The organism is Amycolatopsis sp. TNS106 (genome assembly GCF_019330265.1).
Classification (GTDB): Bacteria; Actinomycetota; Actinomycetes; order Mycobacteriales; family Pseudonocardiaceae; genus Amycolatopsis; species Amycolatopsis lurida.
Map to the genome: position 1 here is coordinate 463,017 of NZ_CP024972.1, position 18,220 is coordinate 481,236.

Genomic DNA, 18,220 nt, shown 5'->3' on the forward strand with positions numbered 1-18,220 from the left:
GACGCTCAGGCGTGCGGACACGTGTCCCGGTAGTCGCTGATCGTGCGGTCGTCCGGGGCGGGGCAGAGGAACTGCTCGTAGCGGGTGTCGTTGTCCACGAACCGCTTCAGCCACGAGAGCGTGTACTTGGCCATGGTCGTGTTCGCCGTGTTCGGGAAGAAGTGGCTCGCGTTGTCCAGTTCCATGTACGCCTTCTCCGCCGAAGCGGGAATGCTGGTGTAGAACGGGATCGAGTGCGACGCCACCGGCGCGACGGAGTCGGACTCGCCGCCGATGATGAACGTCGGCACCCTCAGCGAGGACCACGACTTCTGCGTGTTCCACGGCGCGAGCGGCACCGCGGCCTGCAGCGACGGCCGGTCCTGCGCGGCTTCGAGCGAACCGCCGCCGCCCATCGAGTGGCCCGCCACCGCGAGCCGGGTGGTGTCGACGCGGGAGCGGACCGTGCTGCGCTGGGTCAGGTAGTCGAGCGCGGCCAGCAGCTGGTCACCGCGGCTTTCGGGCTGGTCGTAGATCGTGTTGGTGTCGATCGTGAACACCACGAAGCCCTGCGACGCCAGCCGCGGGCCCATCCACGCGATGCTCGACTGGGTCGCGGTGTACCCCGGTGAGATGGCGACCGCGCCGAACGTGCCCTGCGCGGTGCTCGTGGGGTAGTAGATGGTTCCGCCGCCGAAGCCGGTGACGGCCAGGCTCGACACGGAGGTCTGCGAAACCGCGAACGAGCCGCGGGACGCTTCGATGCTGCTTTCCGTCGGGTCGGGTCCTCGTTCGTAAGGGTTCTCGGCGGCGTAGGCCGCGGGAGCGACAGTGAGTGCCGCGACGGTGGCCAGTCCACAAAGGATCCGAGTCGTACTGCGCATGGTGCCGTCTCCGTTCGCCGTTGAACACGGTCCGTGGTGATGGACTGTGGCAAACGGCCGGAGCGCGCTGCATCGGTGAAATCGCCAGTCTTGATCCGCGACCGTTCCCGCCGGGCCGGTCGCCCGTACGATCGGCGATCGTGAACCCCTCAGCCGAGGACATAGTCCGCACCGCGGCGCGGTGGATCGATCGCGGCGTCCGCGTCGACACCTCCGCCTTCGCCCAGGATCTGGGCATCTCGCGCAGCACCCTGTTCCGCCGCGTCGGCAACCGGGAAGACCTGCTCGGTGATGCCCTCTACTACCTGTCCGAGCGCACCCTGACGGCCGCCGTGCGCACCTGGGAGCGCGAAGAGGGCGACGTGGTGCGCAACGCGGCCGGTGAACTTCGCTGTCTTTCGATCATGCGCGAATACCGGTCCGTGCTGGCGGCGAGTGCCGGGTTCCGGCGCTTCCTCGACGACGAGCCGGTGCTGGCGATCCGGCTGCTGACCGACCCGGACGGACGCGTCCAGCCGAGGGTGATCGCGGCGCACGTCGAGCTCCTCCGCCGTGACGTCGAGGACGGCGGCTTCGTGCCCGCGGTCAGCCTGGACAGCCTGTGTTACGCCATCGTGCGGCTGGGGGAGGCGTTCCTGTACTCGGACGTCCTCGCCTCCCGGACCCCCGATCTCGAAGCGGCGTCGACGCTGCTCGGAGCACTCGTGGAAGGACGGGTGCCGAGCCGGACCTTGTGAAACACTTGCGCCTGGTGTTTCATCGAGAGGGATCTCGAGGAGGCGCCGATGCCTGTGTACCCGCTGCGGGGGAGGGACGACCTCTTCGGCGGGCTGAGGTCGGTCGCCGGGCGCGCCGTGCTGGTCCGCGGCGCGGAAGGCCTGGGGAAGTCGGCCCTGCTCACCGCGCTACGTGCCACCCTCGGCGTCCGCCTCGTCGGTGTGCGGGGCCTGCGAGCGGAAGCCGGGTTGCCCTACGGCGCCCTGCACCGGATGTTCGGCACGCCGGTCTCCAGTGGCGCGGAGACGCGAGACCGGCTCGGCGCTGTTTCGTCGCCGACGATCTGCTGGGTCGACGACGCGCACTGGGTCGACCCGGAATCCCTGGCGGCGCTGGGTTTCGCCGCCAGACGGCTGGCGGGCGCGCCGGTCGGGATGGTGCTCGCCTCGCGATCCGGATCCGACGAGTTCGACTCCGTCGAGCTGCCACCGCTGACCGATGCCGCCGCCGATCAGGTGCTTCGTGACCGCGGGGTGCCCGCCGGGGTACGCCCTCAGCTGGTCGAACTCGGCGACGGGAACCCCGCCGACCTCGTCGCGCTGGCGGCTTCCTTGACGCCCGCACAGGCGGCCGGGCGGGAGCCGGTTTCGCCGATCCTGCGGGAGCGTCTGCCTCGCTACACGGCCGAGCTCGACGCGATGGGGATTGACGAGCGCCTCCGGTTCCTCGCCACTTGCATGGACTTTTCCGCGAGGAAGGCGACCTGGTACGCGGCCGCGTCCCCGGCCGACCGCAGGGCGGCGCACGCGCGGCTGGCTTCCGCCGAAGAAGGGCCCGACACGCTCTGGCATCGCGCGATGGCGACGGCGACGCCGTCGGGGCCACTCGCGGACGCGCTCGCCGCGGCACCGGTGGCGGACCATGCGGCCGCGGCCAGGCAGCTGGAACGTTCCGCCGCCCTGACCGCCGATCCGGCCACGCGGGCGACCCGGCTGCTGGCCGCGGCGGACGCGGCCTGGCAGGCGGGCAGACCGGGATGGGCCCGGCTGCTGCTGTCCAGAGTGGACACTCAACCGGGTGCCGTGGCGTTGTTGCACGGGGAGATCGAGCTACGCGACGGCGATCCCGCCGTCGCCACCCATGAACTGGGCGCGGCGGCGGAGCTGCTGCCCGATCCGGCGGGCGCGCTCCTGCTGGCGGGCGAGGCGCGCAGGCTCGGCGGTGACCTGAGCGGCTACCGGGCCCTCGCCCGGACGGTCCCGGCGGGTGACGAGCTGGTCTCCGCGCATTTCCACGGCCTGACCTCGGTTTACGCCGGACGTCACGAGGACGCCGTGGCTCCGCTGAAGGACGCGGTCGCCAAGGGGATGGCCGGCTCGGACGTCGCCGGAGCCGTCTGGGCCGCCGAAGCGGCCTTCGCCCGCGGGCATGCCGAACGGGCGCACGAGTACGCGGCCGCGGCCGTGAGCCGCGCGCGGCTCGGCAAACGCCACGCGGAACTGCCGTGGGCGCTGATCTATCTGTCGCTCTCGGCCATCGCGCTCGACCGGATCCCGTGCGCGCGGGCGGCGTCCCGCGACGGCCTGCGTGCCCCGCACAACCTGCGGATGGAACATCTGACGTTGCTGGGACTGGCCGCCGCACTGCTCGGTGACCGCGTACCGGAGCTGGACGAGGCGGCCGAAGGCATCGCCGAACGCGGGCTCGGCAGGCCCGCCGCGGTCGCCGCGTGGGCGAACGCCTGTCTGGACCTGGCCGAAGACCGGCCCGACGACGCGTTGAGCAGGCTCGAAGACCTCGCTTCGGGTGTCTCCGGCGACCAGCCGGTGATCCGGGTGCTGGCCACTCCGCAACTCGTCGAGGCGGCTGTCTGTTCGGGGCGGCCCGAACGCGCACTGGCCGCGCTGGAGGTGTTCGACCGCTGGACCCTCGCGGGCGCCGAACCCTGCTGGCTCGCGTTGAGCCACCGCTGTCACGCGCTGACCGCGTCGGATCCCGGTGTGGCGGAACGGCGTTTCGTGCTGGCCATCGAGGCTCATCGGCGGGCGGGCGGCGCGATGGAACTCGCCAGGACCCGGTTCGCCTACGCCACCCTGCTGCGACGGCATCGGCGGACCCGCGACGCCCGCGACCAGTTCCGCGACGCCTTGCGCGGCTTCGAAAACGTCGGTGCGAAGCGGTTCGCCGAACGGGCCCGCGCCGGCCTCCGCGCCACCGGCGAGACCGTCGACGTGCCGCACCGATCGCTCGCCGGTCTCACGCCGCAACAGGACGCCATCACCCGGCTGGTGGCGGCCGGGGAGACGAACAAGGAGATCGCGCGGCGGCTGGTGATCAGCCACCGCACGGTGGATCACCACCTGCGGAACATCTTCACGGCACTGGGTGTGCGGTCACGCGTGGAACTCGCGCGCCGCGTCGCCGCCGGGGAGTGAGGAACTCGCGTGATCGAAGCCGTAACTCGCGTGATTGAAGGCGTGACTCGTGTGTTACGCCTCCAAACACGCGAGTCACGTCTCTGATCACGCGAGTTACGGGCAGGCGAGGACCGGGGCCTGCGGGCGCCCGCCGCCGTGCAGGTCGCTCAGCGGAACCCTGGCCAGGCCGAGGATCGCCTGCGCGGTCGCGCGCGGAGCGGTCGACGGGTTCAGGCCCGTGGCGTCGTAGGCGATCGCGCCGCGGTCCGTCTCGGCGCCGGCGCAGCCGATCTGCAGTGACCGCAGGAATTCCCGCGCCTTGACGGCGGCGGCGGGACGGTGTCCGGCCAGCGCCTGCGCGGCGAGTCCGGTGCTGTTGGCGTTCGGCGCGGCGGTGCCGAAACCGAAGCCGCCGTTCGGGTGCTGCTTGGTGACCAGCCAGGCCGTGCCCTCGCCGGCGTTCACCGGGTCACCGGTGGCGCGCAAGACCTGCACGACCGTCGCGGTCGCGTCGACGTCGCTCGTGCACGTCGCTTCCCCGAAGTTCAGCGGGAAACCGCCGTCGGGGCACTGGGTGCCCGCGAGGAACGCCACGGCCGGAGCGGGAGCGCCGCCGGTGCGGTCCAGCGCCAGCAGGGCGAGCGACTGAGTGAGAGCGTTGGAGTAGTCGCCGTATTCGGAACGGTCGGAGAACCGGCCGGACGGCGTCAGCAGCGAGAGCAAGCCCGCCTTCAGGTCGACGCCGCCGAACGACGCCGGGTCCTTGCCGCGCACCTGGGCGGCGAGCAGCAGTTTGGCGTGCGCGCCCGCGTACGCCTCGGTGCCGCTGCCGACATAGCCCGTGGTGATCTCCGGTTTCGCCAGCCAGGCGATCGCCTTGCCCGCGTTCGTGTCCGACACCCCGGCCGCGGCGAACGCGAAGATCGCGTCGATCGTCAAACCCTGGTCGGGGAACTTCTGCCCGCCGAAGTCGGCCTCGAACCTTTCCCCGTCGGTCAGCTGCCTCGCGAGCCAGCCCGCGGCGGCGTCCGCCTTGTTGTGGGTGGCCGCGGCCGCCGCCGGAGCGGCGACCAGGCCGATGCCGCACAGCATGGCGACAGCGAAGATCAAACGTCTCATGAGAACCCTTCCCGCACTTCCACGACAGGAGTCGGTGACACCGCGCGACGTGGGTGACCGGGCTCGCCTGGAGGGCACACCGTTGCGGGACAGCGCCGGATTCTCACCGGACTTCCCCCACGACCGCGCTGAATCGGACGAACCGAAGAGTCTCACCCCGGTCAAGCGTCCGGGTACCGCCGGGCGCGAAAAGCCGATGTGATCCTGGCAACCGACCTGGTCAGCGGTGCCTGCCGGAGGTGATCGGGTGTTAACCTCGATCGGCTCGACAATCGAACACCGCCGCCCGTGACGGGGAAGCCGGTCGAAATCCGGCGCTGTCGCGCAACCGTGGGCCCTTCACCAGGGCGAGCCGGGATACCGAACGGGCGGATGAACGAACCACTGTCGCGATAAACAGGGGTGACCGCGGCGTCCGCGCCTGTCCTCCGCCATGCCGCTAGGAGGAGTAATGCGCCGCCGGTCCCTCGCCGTAGTGGCGTTCGCCGTAAGCATCGGCGTGGTCGCCGCACTGCTCACCGGGACGGCCACCGCCGCGAACGACCCCGGCGCCGCGAAGGCGAACACCCGCTGGCTCGCGACGAAGCTGAAGCCGGACGGCACGCTCGAGAACCCCTTCGGTGGCGAACTGCCCGATCACGGCCTGATGCTCGACGTGCTTTTCGCGCTGTACGCGTCGGGCGACGGCGCCAAGGCCGAGCCGATCATGAAGTTCCTCGACGACGAAGGCCACGCGAGCGACTACTTCACCTGGGAAAAGCTCATTCCCGCGCCGGGATTCGACAAGGTCGTCGTCGGCGGCTCGCTGGCGAAGACGCTGGTCGCCGCCCAGGTTTCCGGCAGGGACCCGCGAAACGTCGACGGATACGACCTGGTCGCCGAGACCCATGCCGCGATCGCGCGCAACGGCCCCGACAAGGGCCGGATCAGGGACTACTCCAAAGACCCGGAGCAGACCGGCCAGGTGAACAACGACGCGAACCTGTTCGGCCAGGCGCTCGGCGTCATCGGGCTCGCCGCGGCGGGCGAGAACGACCGGATCGCCATCGACAGGTTGCTGACCCAGCAGTGTTCCGAGGGCTACTTCCGCCTCGTGTTCGGATACATGCCGACGAAGGAGACCGGCGACCACGTCACCCCCGGCGGCCACAAGGTCTCGACCTGCGACGAAGGCAAGCCGCTCGGCCTTTCCCCGACCGACGGCGACGCCACCGGTCTCGCGCTCTCGGCGCTGCTGGCCGCACGGAAGGCGGGCGCGACCGGCCTCGACACCCCGATCGCCAAAACCGTCTCCTGGCTCAAGGCGAACCAGACACCCGGCGGCGGCTGGGGCGGCGGCGTCAGCACCGAGGCACCGAACACCAACAGCACCGGCGTGATCGTCCAGGCACTCGCCGACGCGGGCGGCGCCGAGGCCGCGGTGGACAAGGGCGTGCGGTACCTAAAATCCGCGCAGGTGAACGCGGCCGCCGACTCCGGCACCAAGCTCGCGGGCGACCTCGGCGCGATCGCCTACGACCCCGCCTCCTACGAGTCCGCGCGCGCGTCCGGCATCAGCGGGGTCGACACCTGGATCCGCGCGGGTGCCCAGGCGTCGCTCGGGTTGGCGCAGGTCGGCTTCTACGCGCTCGCGAAGGGCAGAACCCAGCCGCCGGCCACCGGCGCCCCCGCTCCCACGACGACCACCATCACGAAGTCGCTGACGCCGCCGCCCAGACCCAAGAAGGCGGGCATGGTCAGGGCGTCCACCGTCGTCCGGCCACCGGCCACGATCGCCACGCCGGACACGGCGACACCGGCCGCCCGTCTCGGCGCCTACCTGGCGAACCGGCTCACCGGCGGCGACCACGTCGAGGTGACCGAGGACGGCAAGACCTACGTCGACTACGACGCCACCGCCGACGTGGTGCTGGCCCTGCGAGCACTGGACCAGCAGCCGGACTCGGTCGCCCGCGCGTCGCAGTTCCTGTTGAAGCCGGAAGCCGTACGGGCCTACGCCCACGGCGCGCCGTACGAGCAGGCCGAGGCGTCGTATGCCGGGCCGCTCGCGAAACTCGTGCTCGTCGCCGAATTCGCCAAGGCGGACATCGCCGGGGAGTTGCGCGCCGATCTGGTGAAACTGCGCGGCCCCGGCGGCGAGTTCACCGACACCGGATCGTTCGCCGACGCCGACGAGACCGTGGAGCGGCACGTCTGGGCGGTGCTCGCCACCGCGGCCGATCCCGGTCCCGCGGTCGAACTGCTCCTTTCGCGCCAGTGCGCCGACGGAACCTTCCCGAAGCATCTCGACACCGTGGATTGCGGTTCCGGCGACCTCTCCGCGACCGCCGCCGCGGTCACCGCGCTGGCCGCCCGTCCGCACACCGACGTCGCGCCCCCGTCCAGGCGCCCGGACGGCTGGAGCGAGCGGCGCGTGTCGGCGTTCGTCTCCGCGGTGGGCGCGCTCGGCGTCCGCCCGACCGGCGAGGGCATGGTCACCGGAGAGGGCGGAGAGCCGGACGTCGCGCTCAGCGCCGCCGTCGCCGCCGCGCGGCAGACCGCCGGCCTCGACGCGAGCGGAACCGCGCGGTCACTGGGCAAGCTGGTCCGGGCCGATGGCGGTGTGGCCAAGGGATCCGCCGGGGAGGCCGATTTCCCGACCAGTCTGGCCGCCGCGCAAGGAGTCGCGGGCCGCTCCTGGCTGACCGCGGCGGATTCGCCGCTCTCGCCCGCGATCCGGCTGCCGCTGACCGAGGCGAATCCGTCCGCCGCACCGGCACTGGCCGCGGAGCAGTCCGGCTCCCCGCCGTCATGGCTGATCTGGGGACTCGCCGGGCTGGCCGTCCTGCTGCTGCTCACCGTGCTCACCCTGGTTTTCGTACTTCGCCGTTTCACCAAGAAAAAGGGGGCAACACCATGAAGAGAACGCTGGCCGTTACGTCCGTCCTCATCGGACTGATCGGGCTGTCCGCCGCACCCGCGAACGCGGTCGACACCGCCAAGGGCTACAACGGGATCTGCACCGGCGCCGACGCGCTCACCGGGGTCACCGTCGTCGTCGACTTCCAGGAACTGGACGGCAACGGCGGAACCGCCGCGCCGACGATCACCCGCTGCTCGCCCAACGCCTCTCCGGGTACCGCCCGCACGGGCATCAAGGCCTTGCAGGACGCGGGGATCGCGGTCGCCGGCACCGCGCGCTGGGGGCTCGCCTTCGTCTGCCGCGTGGAAGGCCGCCCGTCCGCGACGGAGACCCTCCCGCTCTCGACCAACCCGAACTACAAGGAAGCGTGCGTCACCACTCCGCCCACCGGCGCGTACTGGGGTTACTGGCACGCGGACGGATCCGGCTCGACCTGGACCTACAGCACCTCCGGCGCCGTCAACCGGAACGTGACCCCCGGCGGGTTCGAGGGCTGGTCGTTCTCGCTGAACAAGTCGGCATCGACCAATCCGCCGCCCGGTGTCACGCCGAGGAACCCGGCCATCCCGTGAGGAGGGTTCTTCCCGCGGTGGCGGCGGTCCTCCTGATCGCCGCCACGGCACCCTCCGCGTACGCCGTCGACCAGAGCAAGGGATATCCCGGGTTCTGCAAGGACGCCACCGGGGTCACCGTGGTGGTGGACTTCCAGCAGCTCGGCGGCACGGCCATCGTCCGCTGCAATCCCCAGACCACGCGAGGCACCGGACTGGACGCGCTCAAGGGCGCCGGTTTCCAGATCGCCGGGGTGCAGCGCTGGGGCGAGTCGTTCGTCTGCCGGGTCGAGAATCGTCCTTCCGCGGCCGAGGACATCCCGGTCAGCGGCCGCGACAAGTATCGGGAGCAGTGCGTCGACACGCCGCCCGCACAGGCCTACTGGTCCTACTGGCACGCCTCGAACAACTGCGCGTGGGACTACAGCCAGTGGGGGCTCAAGAACCGGGACTTCACCCCCGGCGGGTTCGAGGGCTGGTCGTTCTCCTTGAACGCCACCGCCCGGAACAACCCGGTCCCACGGGTCTCCGCCGTGCGGCCGGGGACCGAGGGGCAGCCGTGCGTGGCGCGCGAAGAGGCCAAGCCGGTCACCGGCGATCCCGGTGAGCAACAGCGGCCGCAGCCGGGGAGCGGTCAGGCCGACGGACCGCGGCCGACGGACGGCGCGGAACCGGGGGAGGGGGGCGCCCCCACCGCGGGGCCGGGTCCGGGCGCGCTGCCGCCGCCCAAACCGCGTCCGAGTGCCTCGGCACGGCCGAAGGCGCAGGACCCGTCGTCGAACGTCGCGTTCACCGGCGGGGAGAACGCCGAGGACGTCAACGCGGTGATCGAACGCGAGTCCGGAGCCAGCGACTGGGCGCCCTGGGCGGCGGGCGCCGCGATACTGGCGCTGTGCGTGGCGGGATTCCTGGTGGCACGCGGACGCAAGCGCGCACAAGGAGTGCGATGACGTCCTACTTCCTGCCGCGCGACCTGCATCCGGCCGCGTGGTGGGTGTGGGCGCTGGGGCTCGCCGTCGCGGCGACCCGCACGACGAACCCGTGGCTGCTGCTGACCATCGTGGCGGTCGCGGGGTACGTCGTCGTGGCCCGGCGCGGTGAGGCGCCGTGGGCGCTGGCGTTCCGGCTCTACCTGTACCTCGGCGCGTTCATCGTCGCGATCCGCGTGTTCTTCCGCGTCGTGTTCGGCGGCGCCGAGGGATCCACGATCATCCTGCGGCTGCCCGAGATCCCGCTGCCGGAATGGGCGGCCGGTATCCGCCTCTTCGGCGATGTGTCCGCGGAATCGTTGCTGGGCGGGCTGTACGACGGGATGCGGCTGGCGGCGATGGTGATCTGCCTCGGCGCCGCCAACGCGCTCGCGAACCCGAAACGGCTGCTCAAGGCGATGCCGCCGGCGTTGTACGAGGTGGGCACGGCGGTGATCGTCGCGCTGTCGGTGTTCCCTCAGCTGGCCGAGAGCGTCCTGCGGATCCGGCGGGCCCGCAAACTGCGCGGCGGTTCGGGAAAGAAGAAGATGAAGGCCCTGCACACCGTCCTCATCCCCGTGCTGGAGGACGCGCTTTCGCGCTCGCTGCAGCTGGCCGCGTCGATGGACTCGCGCGGTTACGGCCGTGCGGGGCTGGTCGAGGCACGGACCAGGCTGATCACGGGAACGCTGATGATCGCCGGCCTGCTCGGTGTCTGCGTCGGCGTTTACGCCACTTTGGACGGTTCCACGCCCCGATATCTCGCCGCGCCGGTGCTTTCCGCGGGAGTCGTGATCGGGCTGATCGGCTTCTGGTCGGCGGGCAAACGGGTCCGGCGCACGCGGTACCGGCCCGATCGCTGGCACCTGCCGGAAATCGTCGTCGCCGTCAGCGGGATCGGGGTCGCGGTGACGTTGTTCGTGACCTCCAGCGTGAACCCGATGAACATGAACCCGTCCCTGCTCGACCTGTCCTGGCCGGCGCTGTCCTGGGGGCCGTTGCTCGGCGTGCTGCTCGGCGTGCTACCCGCGTTCCTGACCCCGGCCCCCGAACCTCCTTACGCCGCACTAGAAGAAGCGCACACATGATCGAACTCGACCACGTTTCCTTCACCTACCACGGCCGCGCCGAACCGGTGCTGTCCGACGTGACGCTGTCGATCGGTGAAGGCGAACTCGTGCTGTTCGCGGGCCAGACGGGGGCGGGCAAGTCGACCCTGCTCGGCACGATCAACGGTCTGGTCCCGCATTTCACCGGCGGCCACCTCGAAGGCACGGTCTCCGTCGACGGCGTGACGACGCGGTCCCGGCCGCCGCGCGAGTTCGCGCACCTGGTCGGCGTCGTCGGGCAGGACCCGCTCGCGGGCTTCGTCACCGACACGGTCGAGGACGAGCTCGCGTACGGCATGGAGCAGCTCGGCCTGAGCCCGCAGGTGATGCGGCGCCGGGTGGAAGAGACGCTCGACCTCCTCGGTATCGCGGAACTGCGCAGGCGCGCGCTGCGGACGCTGTCCGGCGGGCAGCAGCAGCGGGTGGCGATCGGCTCGGTGCTGACCACGCATCCCAAGGTGCTGGTGCTGGACGAACCGACGTCGGCGCTGGACCCGACCGCGGCCGAGGAGGTGCTCGCGACCCTGGCCAGGCTGGTGGAGGACCTCGGCACGACGGTGCTGATGGCCGAGCACCGGATGGAACGCGTGATCCCGTTCGCGGACCGGATGATCCACGTCCCGGGCACCGGGGGAGTGGTCGACGGGACACCGCCGGAAGTGTTGAAGGACATGCCCATCGCGCCGCCGATCGTCCACTTGGGACGATTGGCGGGCTGGGATCCGCTGCCGATGTCGGTGCGCGACGCCCGGCGGCGCGCTTCGTCGTTGACGCTCGGGGCTCCCACCACGCGGAGCGCCACCGTCGGCGAGGAGCTGCTGACCGCGTCCGGCGTGGTCGTGCGGTACGGGCCGAAGGTCGCGGTGCGGGAGGTCGACCTGTCGCTGCGCGCCGGCGAGGTGCTGGCGATGATGGGGCGCAACGGCTCCGGCAAGTCGTCGCTGCTGTGGGCGGTGCAGGGCTCCGGACCCCGGCAAGGCGGCAAGGTCACCGTCGAAGGCAAGGACCCGAAGACGCTGAGCAGCGCCGAGGCCCGCGCGCTCGTCGGCATGGTGCCGCAGACCGCGAGCGACCTGCTGTACCTGCAGACGGTCGCCGCCGAATGCGAAGCCGCCGACGCGGAATCCGGTGCGGAGCCGGGGCATTGCCGGGGCCTGCTCGACAGGCTCGCTCCGGGTATCGATCCCGAGTCGCATCCACGTGACCTGTCGGAGGGCCAGCGTCTCGCGCTGGTGCTCGCCGTGCAGCTGTCGGCCGCCCCGCGGATCATGTTGCTGGACGAACCGACGCGCGGCCTCGACTACACCGCGAAAGCGGCGCTGGCGCAGATGATCGCTTCGCTGACGGCCGAGGGCAAGGCGATCGTGGTGGCCACCCACGACGTCGAATTCGTCGCGACGATCGCGCACCGGGTGATCGTGATGGCGGAGGGGGAGGTCGTCTCGGACGGCCCGACCGGTGAGGTGCTCGGCGGTTCCCCGGCGTTCGCCACGCAGATCGCGAAGATCCTCGGCGAGCCTTGGCTCACCGTCGAAGAGGTCCGAGCGGCGCTTCCGCAGGAGGTCCCGTGACCACGACGGCACCGGCGGTCCGGCTCGGCCCGCGCTCGGCGACGGTGCTCGGCCTCGCGTCGCTCGCGGGGCTGATGATGTTCGTCTGGCCGCTGCTGGTCCGCGTCGAGCCGCAGTCGATGCAGCACGGCCCGGACGCGCCGTTCGTGTTCATCGGGATCCTGCCGATCCTGATCGTCATCGTGCTGGCCGAGATGTCCGAAGGGGGCATGGATTCCAAGGCCCTCGCGATGCTCGGCGTGCTTTCCGCGGTGAACGCCGCACTGCGGCCCCTCGGCGCGGGGACCGCGGGGATCGAGACCGTGTTCTTCCTGCTGGTGCTGGCGGGGCGGGTGTTCGGTCCCGGCTTCGGGTTCGTGCTGGGCTGCACGTCGATGTTCGCTTCGGCGTTGCTGACCGCGGGGGTGGGGCCGTGGCTGCCGTTCCAGATGATGTGCTCGGCGTGGATCGGGATGGGCGCGGGACTGCTGCCGCGCCGAGTCACCGGCAAGGCCGAGATCGCGATGCTGGTGGGGTACGGGATCCTCGTCGCGTACGTCTTCGGATTACTGATGAACCTGTGGTTCTGGCCGTTCATCACCGATGCCGAAGTTCCGTACCACGACGGGCACATCTCCTACGTGCCCGGCGCCCCGCTGCTGGAGAACCTGCACCGGTTCGCCGTGTTCACCGTGCTGACCTCGACGGCCGGCTGGGACACGGGCCGCGCGATCACGAACGCGGCGGCGATCCTGGTGCTGGGGCCCGCCGTGCTCGCGACGTTGCGCCGGGCTTCGCGGAAGGCTTCCTTCGGGGTGATCCCTTCCTTCACCGACCGCAATTAGTCACCTACTTGCGGGACTTCCGGGTTTCGAGATCCTTCAGCCAGGCTTCGAGGCCCCAGCCGAGGAATTCGGTCGCGGTCGGCACGTCGGCCTCCTCCTGGGCACCCGACCAGTTCTCCTCGGTGCGGACGAGCACGCCGCCCTTGACCTCGGTGAAGGTCCAGACGTGGATCCCGTTGCCGATGCCGAGGCCCTCGCCGACCGCCGGCCCGCTCCAGCGAAGGCACTTGCCGCGCTGGATCTGGTGGACGGTCGATCAGCACCGGCTCCTGCCAGGACGGCCAGCGTTCGACGTCGGCGTGGAGCGCCGTGAGTGCCAATAAGGAAAGTGATAGCCTCTAACTGAACGCGGAAGGAGCTGCCGATGGCCGTGAAGACCTCGCGTGAGCGTTACCGGGCCCAGCTGTGCGCCGAGATCAAGCGGTACGCGTGGGAGCAACTGGGCACGACGGGCGTCTCCGCGCTGTCCCTCAACGCGATCGCCAAACACGTGGGCATGAGCGGACCCGCGCTGTACCGGTACTTCCCCAGCCGCGACGACCTGATCACGGACCTCGTCCGCGACGCCTACCGAAGCCTCGCCGACGTCGTACGGGCGGCGGCCGGGTCTGGCGGCGTGGCCGAAGTCGCCTACGCGATCCGGGAATGGGCGCTGGCGGATCCGCAGCGATATCTGTTCGTCTACGGGACGCCGATCCCCGGTTATCGCGCACCCGGTGACACCACGGAGATCTCGAACGAGATCATGGCCGAGCTGCTCAGGGTGCACGCCGCGGCTCCGGGCGACGGGCGGGTGACGGCGTTCGACGGCCATGTCGGCGACCATCGCGAAGGGGCGGGCGGGCTGCCGGTGTCCTCCGCGGTCCTCCGCCGGGCCGTGACGTTCTGGACCCGGCTCCACGGCGTCCTGTCCCTGGAACTGGCCGGGCATTTCGCCGGGATGGGGTTCGATCCCGCCGTGTTGTTCGCCGCCGAGCTCGACAGTCTGTCCACAGAGGACAGTTCCCGCTGAGCGGGGCATCCTCGCCCGCTGTGCTAACTTCCGGGGATGCGCAAAGGATCCAGGGTTCCTTTCGGTCGTACGCTCGCGGTGATCGCGTCGATGCTTCTGGTCTCGCTGATCGGTCCCGCTGCCGTCGCGAACGCGTCCGGCGGGCACGGTTGTGAATGCGCCACCCCGTCGATCGACCGCTTGCAGCAGTGGCTCGCCTCCGGTGAAGGCACCACCGTGCCGCCGACCGGCAGCCTGCTCGTCCGCGAACGCGGCGGTTACGCGGCCAAGGTGGCCTTCCTCGGCGCCGAATGGCATGTGGTCGTCGTCTGGCTCGGGAACCGGTTCGAAGCACAGGCCGATCTCTCGAAATCCGCCGGTTTCTGGATGACCTACAGCGCGACCGACGACCTCTACGTCCAGTTGCGCCCCGCGTCGAAGTGGAGCGGTGGCGACAAGTGGCTCACGAAGGTGCCGTCGACCGGCGGGAAGATCGCGAAGAAGTTCTTCAGCTTCAAGCCGAAGGCCTGGACGACACTGCCCGAACTGGGGACGCCCGGCTACTCCTTCGCCTCGGCGCTGACGGAGGCGCGAGGCCTGGTCTTCGTCGGCAAAACCCCGAATCGGCTCGACTTCCGCGGTCTTTCGATCGACGGCTACCGGCCGCCCTGTCTCTGAACACTCCCCGGTATTCACCTGTCCGGACCGTCGTTGTCGCGCACAGTGCCCGTTTTGTCCTGTACGGTGAACTTTCAGCCGCCTGCGCACGACCGATCCGAGGAGTACCCCTGATGAGCCTGTTCGACTCGCTGAAGGAAAAAGCCGCCGAGTTGCTGGGCGGCGCGGGCGACAAGGTCAGCGAACTGACCGGCGTCGACCTTTCCGGTGCCGCCGACCAGGTCACCCAGTCCGCCGGCGGGCTGGCCGAGACCGGCCAGGGTCTCGCCGAGAACGCCACCGCCGCCGGTCAGGACGCCGTCGACTCGGCCACCGCGGCCGGCCAGGGTGTCGTCGACTCCACCGGTGCCCTCGGCGACGCCGCCACCGGCCTGGCGGGTGACGTGATCGACCCGAACGCCCGGGGCTGAACCGCCCCCGGTTTCCCCGGTATCCCGCGGATACCGGGGAAACCGTCATGTCCGCGTGCTGTGATCGGGCGCACTCGCCGCTCCGGCTCGCGAGCGCACCGGACGCGGCACCATCCCCCTCGCCGCGGTCGTACGCGAGCGACACCGGAGCAGGCCAGAGCGCGAACTCCGGCGGGGCGACGACCGGTCTTCGGGCTGACGATCTTTTGTTTCCCTTGCCCCGCAAGAGAAATCTCGCCAAGTAGGCGAAGAGGGAAACGGTTGTGGTAACCCGTCCGCGGACGGGAATCTCGGTCCGTGATCGTCAACCGACTGAAACCCATCGGCCTGTGCGCCGGGCTCACCCTGCCCGCGCTCGTCCTGCGGTTCTCCGGCACCGAGCCGGGTGCGGTGGCCGGGCTGCTGCTGTTCGGCCTGGCCGTCGTGGCGGCTTCGTTCCTGCTCGCCTGGGCCGCGGAAGCCGCGCAGGTGGACATCGCCGGCGGGCTCGCGATCGCGGTGCTGTCCGTCATCGCCGTGCTCCCCGAGTATGCGGTGGACCTGTACTTCGCCTACGCGGCAGGCTCGAATCCGGAGTACGTCGCCTATGCCGCGGCGAACATGACCGGCTCCAACCGGTTGCTGCTCGGCCTCGGCTGGTCGGCCGTCGTGCTGATCGGGCTCGCCGTGGCGAAGAAACGCGGCGGGGTCGCCGTCCGGGAACTGATCCTCGCTTCGCCGTACCGCGTCGAACTCGGTTTCCTCGCGATCGCCTCGATCGTCGCGTTCGTGATCCCGGCGACCGGTCAGATCTCCTTGGTCCTCGGCTTCGCGCTGCTGGGTTTCTTCGTGTTCTACCTCTGGAAGGTCTCCCGCGCCGAACCGGGCGAACCCGAGCTGACGGGTCCCGCCGCCACTCTGGGCTCGTTGCCGCGGCGGCCTCGCCGGATCCTCGTGACCGCGCTGTTCGTGTTCGCGGCCGTGGTGATCCTCGCCAGTGCGGAACCGTTCGCGCACAACCTGATCTCCGTCGGGACCGAACTGGGCATCGATCGTTTCCTGCTCGTGCAATGGCTCGCGCCGCTCGCTTCGGAAGCACCGGAGTTCATCGTGGCGATCCTGTTCGCGCTGCGCGGAAAGGGCGGCGCGGCGATCGGCACGTTGCTTGCCAGCAAGGTCAACCAATGGACCCTGCTCGTCGGCAGCCTGCCGATCGCTCACCTCCTCGGTGGTGGAGGCGGCGCACTGCGTCTGGACGCCCGTCAGATCGAGGAATTCCTTCTCACCGCGACCCAAACGCTGCTGGGGGTCGCCGCGCTGCTCGCGTTGCGGTTCCCGCGCTGGGCGGCGTGGACCCTGCTCGGCCTGTTCGCGGCGCAGTTCGCGCTGCCCGGCCAGACCGCGCGCTACTTCCTGTGCGGTGTCTACGCGCTCATCGCGCTTGTCGCCTTGATCCGCAATCGCCGTCACGTCCTGCCGACCCTCGCCGCTCCGTTCCTGCGATCGGCTGCCGGGAAAAATGAGGCCCGCCCGAGCGTCGTCCGACGCTAGTCTTGGCGAAACTGACTGATCTGCGGGGGAGCGGACCATGGTCGGAATCTGGATAGCGCTCGGAGTACTCCTGCTGGTGATCGGCATCGCCGTGGTCACCGACCTGCGCGATCGAGGGCGGGGCGGAACACGCAAGATCATGTTGCCCGGCTGGGCCTCGCGGCGGGCCGATTACACGGAGAACGACCTCGTCCACGGGCGCTGGACGGAAAAGCCGCCGCGTGAGCAGGAGGAGGAACTCCAGCGCAAATACCGGGCCGGAGACGAATAGGGAGTCACGCGGCAGGCCTCGTCCAGCACCAGGCGGCGCGCAGGGCGGCGATCAAGGCCTCGTCGTCGGCAAAGGTGGGTTCTTCCCCGACCGGTATCCAAGTGCGGTCGACGATTTCGCCGTGCTTGGTCCGGACGACGGAGATCCCCGGGTAGGACAACGCCGCGCCGCCGTCGGCCACGTGGCGGGACTCCCAGCGCAGCTGGACAACGCGATCAGCGCTCATGGACCACAACTTTCCGTACTTGCGTACCGGGTAAGTCGTCTCTCGGTGGCCGCGCGTTTCACACGGCCCTGTGACGTGCGCCCTTCGCGCTGCGGATTCCCGTGCCGGATTCGATTCTTCGCGGGAATTCCGCGGAGGGAAAGGCGTCACACGAAAGGTGGTGACCCCGATCACAAGGACCTCTCTCATCATGGGAACATGAGCGCCAAGGTCACCGGATCCCGGAGGGTGAATGCTCCGCAGAATGCGTCGCTGGCTCGAATTGCTCAGTCTCGGCGGGTTGGCGGTGGTCGGTTTCGCGGTCGGGATCACGGAACAGCTCGGCCTGCTGGACAAAGTGGCGCCGAAAGGCATCTCCACGCTGACGCTGATCATGGTCAGCGGCGTGGTCGTGGTGCTGCTCATCGAGCTGACCCCGTTGCGCGCGCTGGAGGACATCCGCGATCGCCTCGCGGGCCTCGACATCGACACCATCGCCGCGAGCCGCCGCCGGTCGCACTACGGCGGCGTCGTCGAAGTGCACAAACGCTTTCCGGACGACGAGTTCGCGGCGCATATCGCGAAGGCCAAGCAGGTGACGATCCTGAACACCTGGATCCCCAACCTGCAGCGCCTGGAAAAGGAACTGGAAGCCGCGATCGTCGACCGGCGCGCCCAGGTGCGCATCATGCTGCTGCACCCGAACTCGATGCTGGTAGGGCTGCGCGAAGCGGCACTGGACCGGAGCGACGGCGCGGGCAAGACCTTCGTGAGCACGGGGATCGTGGACTGCCTGGAGACCCTGGCCCGCCTGCACCGGCGGCTGGCGAAACGGCAGGCCAACCTGAAAGTGCGAGTGTTCAACTCGCAGGCCTCGGTTTCGGTGTACCGAGCCGATGGGCGCTACCTGGTCAGCATGTTCCTGCACGGCCAGCTGGCGATCGATTCACCGCAGTTCGAGATCGAGGGCACGCACGACACCGTGCTCGGCGAACAGATCCAGCGCGAGCTCGACACGTTGTGGGATATCGGCCGCGACGTGGACCTCGGCGACTGGAACCGAAGCATCGACATGATCCGTTTCTGAGCAAGAG

Annotated in this window: 18 protein-coding genes and 2 riboswitches; of the genes, 14 read left to right on the plus strand and 4 right to left on the minus strand. The window is 70.1% G+C overall.

The genetic code is table 11. From position 1 onward, the window contains the following. Window positions 1-5: 5 nt before the first annotated feature. Complete coding sequence (locus tag CVV72_RS02295) at window positions 6-863, minus strand: serine aminopeptidase domain-containing protein (protein ID WP_219150816.1); 858 nt, start codon at window positions 861-863, stop codon at window positions 6-8. A 140-nt stretch (window positions 864-1,003) separates the two neighbouring features. On the opposite strand from CVV72_RS02295, the gene CVV72_RS02300 reads away from it, so the two are divergent. Both CVV72_RS02300 and CVV72_RS02305 read left to right on the plus strand, forming a co-directional pair. After that, window positions 1,004-1,600 carry a QsdR family transcriptional regulator gene (locus tag CVV72_RS02300; RefSeq protein ID WP_219150817.1) on the plus strand — a complete coding sequence of 199 codons (597 nt, stop codon included), beginning with the start codon at window positions 1,004-1,006 and terminating at the stop codon, window positions 1,598-1,600. A gap of 48 nt (window positions 1,601-1,648) precedes the next feature. Beyond that, the gene (locus CVV72_RS02305; protein ID WP_219150818.1) at window positions 1,649-4,015 is read left to right on the plus strand and encodes a LuxR family transcriptional regulator; all 2,367 of its coding nucleotides are present in this window, start codon (window positions 1,649-1,651) and stop codon (window positions 4,013-4,015) included. Window positions 4,016-4,111: 96 nt separating this feature from the next. Here the strand turns inward: CVV72_RS02305 and CVV72_RS02310 are convergent, their stop codons facing one another. Beyond that, complete coding sequence (locus tag CVV72_RS02310; protein ID WP_255632465.1) at window positions 4,112-5,116, minus strand: prenyltransferase/squalene oxidase repeat-containing protein; 1,005 nt, start codon at window positions 5,114-5,116, stop codon at window positions 4,112-4,114. Between the two features lie 30 nt (window positions 5,117-5,146). Continuing rightward, window positions 5,147-5,279: riboswitch (cobalamin riboswitch) on the minus strand. A gap of 77 nt (window positions 5,280-5,356) precedes the next feature. After that, a riboswitch (cobalamin riboswitch) is annotated at window positions 5,357-5,500 on the plus strand. Window positions 5,501-5,567: 67 nt separating this feature from the next. Here CVV72_RS02310 and CVV72_RS02315 point away from each other — a divergent pair. From CVV72_RS02315 to CVV72_RS02340, 6 genes are read left to right on the plus strand one after another with little or no spacing between them, the layout of a single operon-like run. Further along, window positions 5,568-8,015: a hypothetical protein gene (locus CVV72_RS02315; RefSeq protein ID WP_219150819.1), complete on the plus strand. Its 2,448-nt coding sequence runs from the start codon at window positions 5,568-5,570 to the stop codon at window positions 8,013-8,015. Next, window positions 8,012-8,590 (plus strand): flagellar hook-length control protein FliK, encoded by a 579-nt coding sequence (locus CVV72_RS02320; protein WP_219150820.1) that lies wholly within the window; start codon window positions 8,012-8,014, stop codon window positions 8,588-8,590. The genes CVV72_RS02315 and CVV72_RS02320 overlap by 4 nt, the downstream gene beginning before the upstream one ends. Window positions 8,591-8,607: 17 nt before the next feature. Continuing rightward, window positions 8,608-9,519 carry an ABC transporter substrate-binding protein gene (locus CVV72_RS02325; RefSeq protein WP_255632466.1) on the plus strand — a complete coding sequence of 304 codons (912 nt, stop codon included), beginning with the start codon at window positions 8,608-8,610 and terminating at the stop codon, window positions 9,517-9,519. Next, window positions 9,516-10,625, plus strand: a complete 1,110-nt coding sequence (locus CVV72_RS02330) for an energy-coupling factor transporter transmembrane component T (protein ID WP_219150822.1) — start codon at window positions 9,516-9,518, stop codon at window positions 10,623-10,625. Before CVV72_RS02325 ends, CVV72_RS02330 begins: the two co-directional genes overlap by 4 nt. Further along, the gene (locus CVV72_RS02335) at window positions 10,622-12,217 is read left to right on the plus strand and encodes an ABC transporter ATP-binding protein (protein WP_219150823.1); all 1,596 of its coding nucleotides are present in this window, start codon (window positions 10,622-10,624) and stop codon (window positions 12,215-12,217) included. Before CVV72_RS02330 ends, CVV72_RS02335 begins: the two co-directional genes overlap by 4 nt. Beyond that, the gene (locus CVV72_RS02340) at window positions 12,214-13,041 is read left to right on the plus strand and encodes an ECF transporter S component (protein WP_219150824.1); all 828 of its coding nucleotides are present in this window, start codon (window positions 12,214-12,216) and stop codon (window positions 13,039-13,041) included. The genes CVV72_RS02335 and CVV72_RS02340 overlap by 4 nt, the downstream gene beginning before the upstream one ends. Before the next feature lie 4 nt (window positions 13,042-13,045). Here CVV72_RS02340 and CVV72_RS41905 read toward each other — a convergent pair whose 3' ends face one another. Beyond that, window positions 13,046-13,177, minus strand: coding sequence for a hypothetical protein (locus CVV72_RS41905; RefSeq protein WP_370641857.1), 132 nt, complete (start codon window positions 13,175-13,177; stop codon window positions 13,046-13,048). A 228-nt stretch (window positions 13,178-13,405) separates the two neighbouring features. Between CVV72_RS41905 and CVV72_RS02350 the strand changes: the two genes are divergently transcribed. The 5 genes from CVV72_RS02350 to CVV72_RS02370 all read left to right on the plus strand — a co-directional run bounded on the left by CVV72_RS02350 (window position 13,406) and on the right by CVV72_RS02370 (window position 16,921). Beyond that, window positions 13,406-14,053, plus strand: coding sequence for a TetR/AcrR family transcriptional regulator (locus tag CVV72_RS02350; protein ID WP_219150825.1), 648 nt, complete (start codon window positions 13,406-13,408; stop codon window positions 14,051-14,053). A 36-nt stretch (window positions 14,054-14,089) separates the two neighbouring features. Beyond that, window positions 14,090-14,710 carry a hypothetical protein gene (locus CVV72_RS02355; RefSeq protein ID WP_255632467.1) on the plus strand — a complete coding sequence of 207 codons (621 nt, stop codon included), beginning with the start codon at window positions 14,090-14,092 and terminating at the stop codon, window positions 14,708-14,710. Window positions 14,711-14,823: 113 nt separating this feature from the next. Beyond that, window positions 14,824-15,120 (plus strand): hypothetical protein, encoded by a 297-nt coding sequence (locus CVV72_RS02360; RefSeq protein ID WP_219150826.1) that lies wholly within the window; start codon window positions 14,824-14,826, stop codon window positions 15,118-15,120. A 297-nt stretch (window positions 15,121-15,417) separates the two neighbouring features. Next, window positions 15,418-16,650, plus strand: coding sequence for a sodium:proton exchanger (locus CVV72_RS02365; RefSeq protein WP_219150827.1), 1,233 nt, complete (start codon window positions 15,418-15,420; stop codon window positions 16,648-16,650). A gap of 37 nt (window positions 16,651-16,687) precedes the next feature. Next, complete coding sequence (locus CVV72_RS02370; RefSeq protein ID WP_219150828.1) at window positions 16,688-16,921, plus strand: hypothetical protein; 234 nt, start codon at window positions 16,688-16,690, stop codon at window positions 16,919-16,921. A 4-nt stretch (window positions 16,922-16,925) separates the two neighbouring features. Here CVV72_RS02370 and CVV72_RS02375 read toward each other — a convergent pair whose 3' ends face one another. Continuing rightward, on the minus strand, window positions 16,926-17,147 hold the full coding sequence (locus CVV72_RS02375) for a hypothetical protein (RefSeq protein ID WP_219150829.1): 222 nt from the start codon (window positions 17,145-17,147) through the stop codon (window positions 16,926-16,928). A 232-nt stretch (window positions 17,148-17,379) separates the two neighbouring features. On the opposite strand from CVV72_RS02375, the gene CVV72_RS02380 reads away from it, so the two are divergent. Next, entirely contained in the window at window positions 17,380-18,213 is an 834-nt protein-coding gene (locus tag CVV72_RS02380; RefSeq protein WP_255632468.1) for a hypothetical protein, read from the plus strand. Window positions 18,214-18,220: the final 7 nt, after the last annotated feature.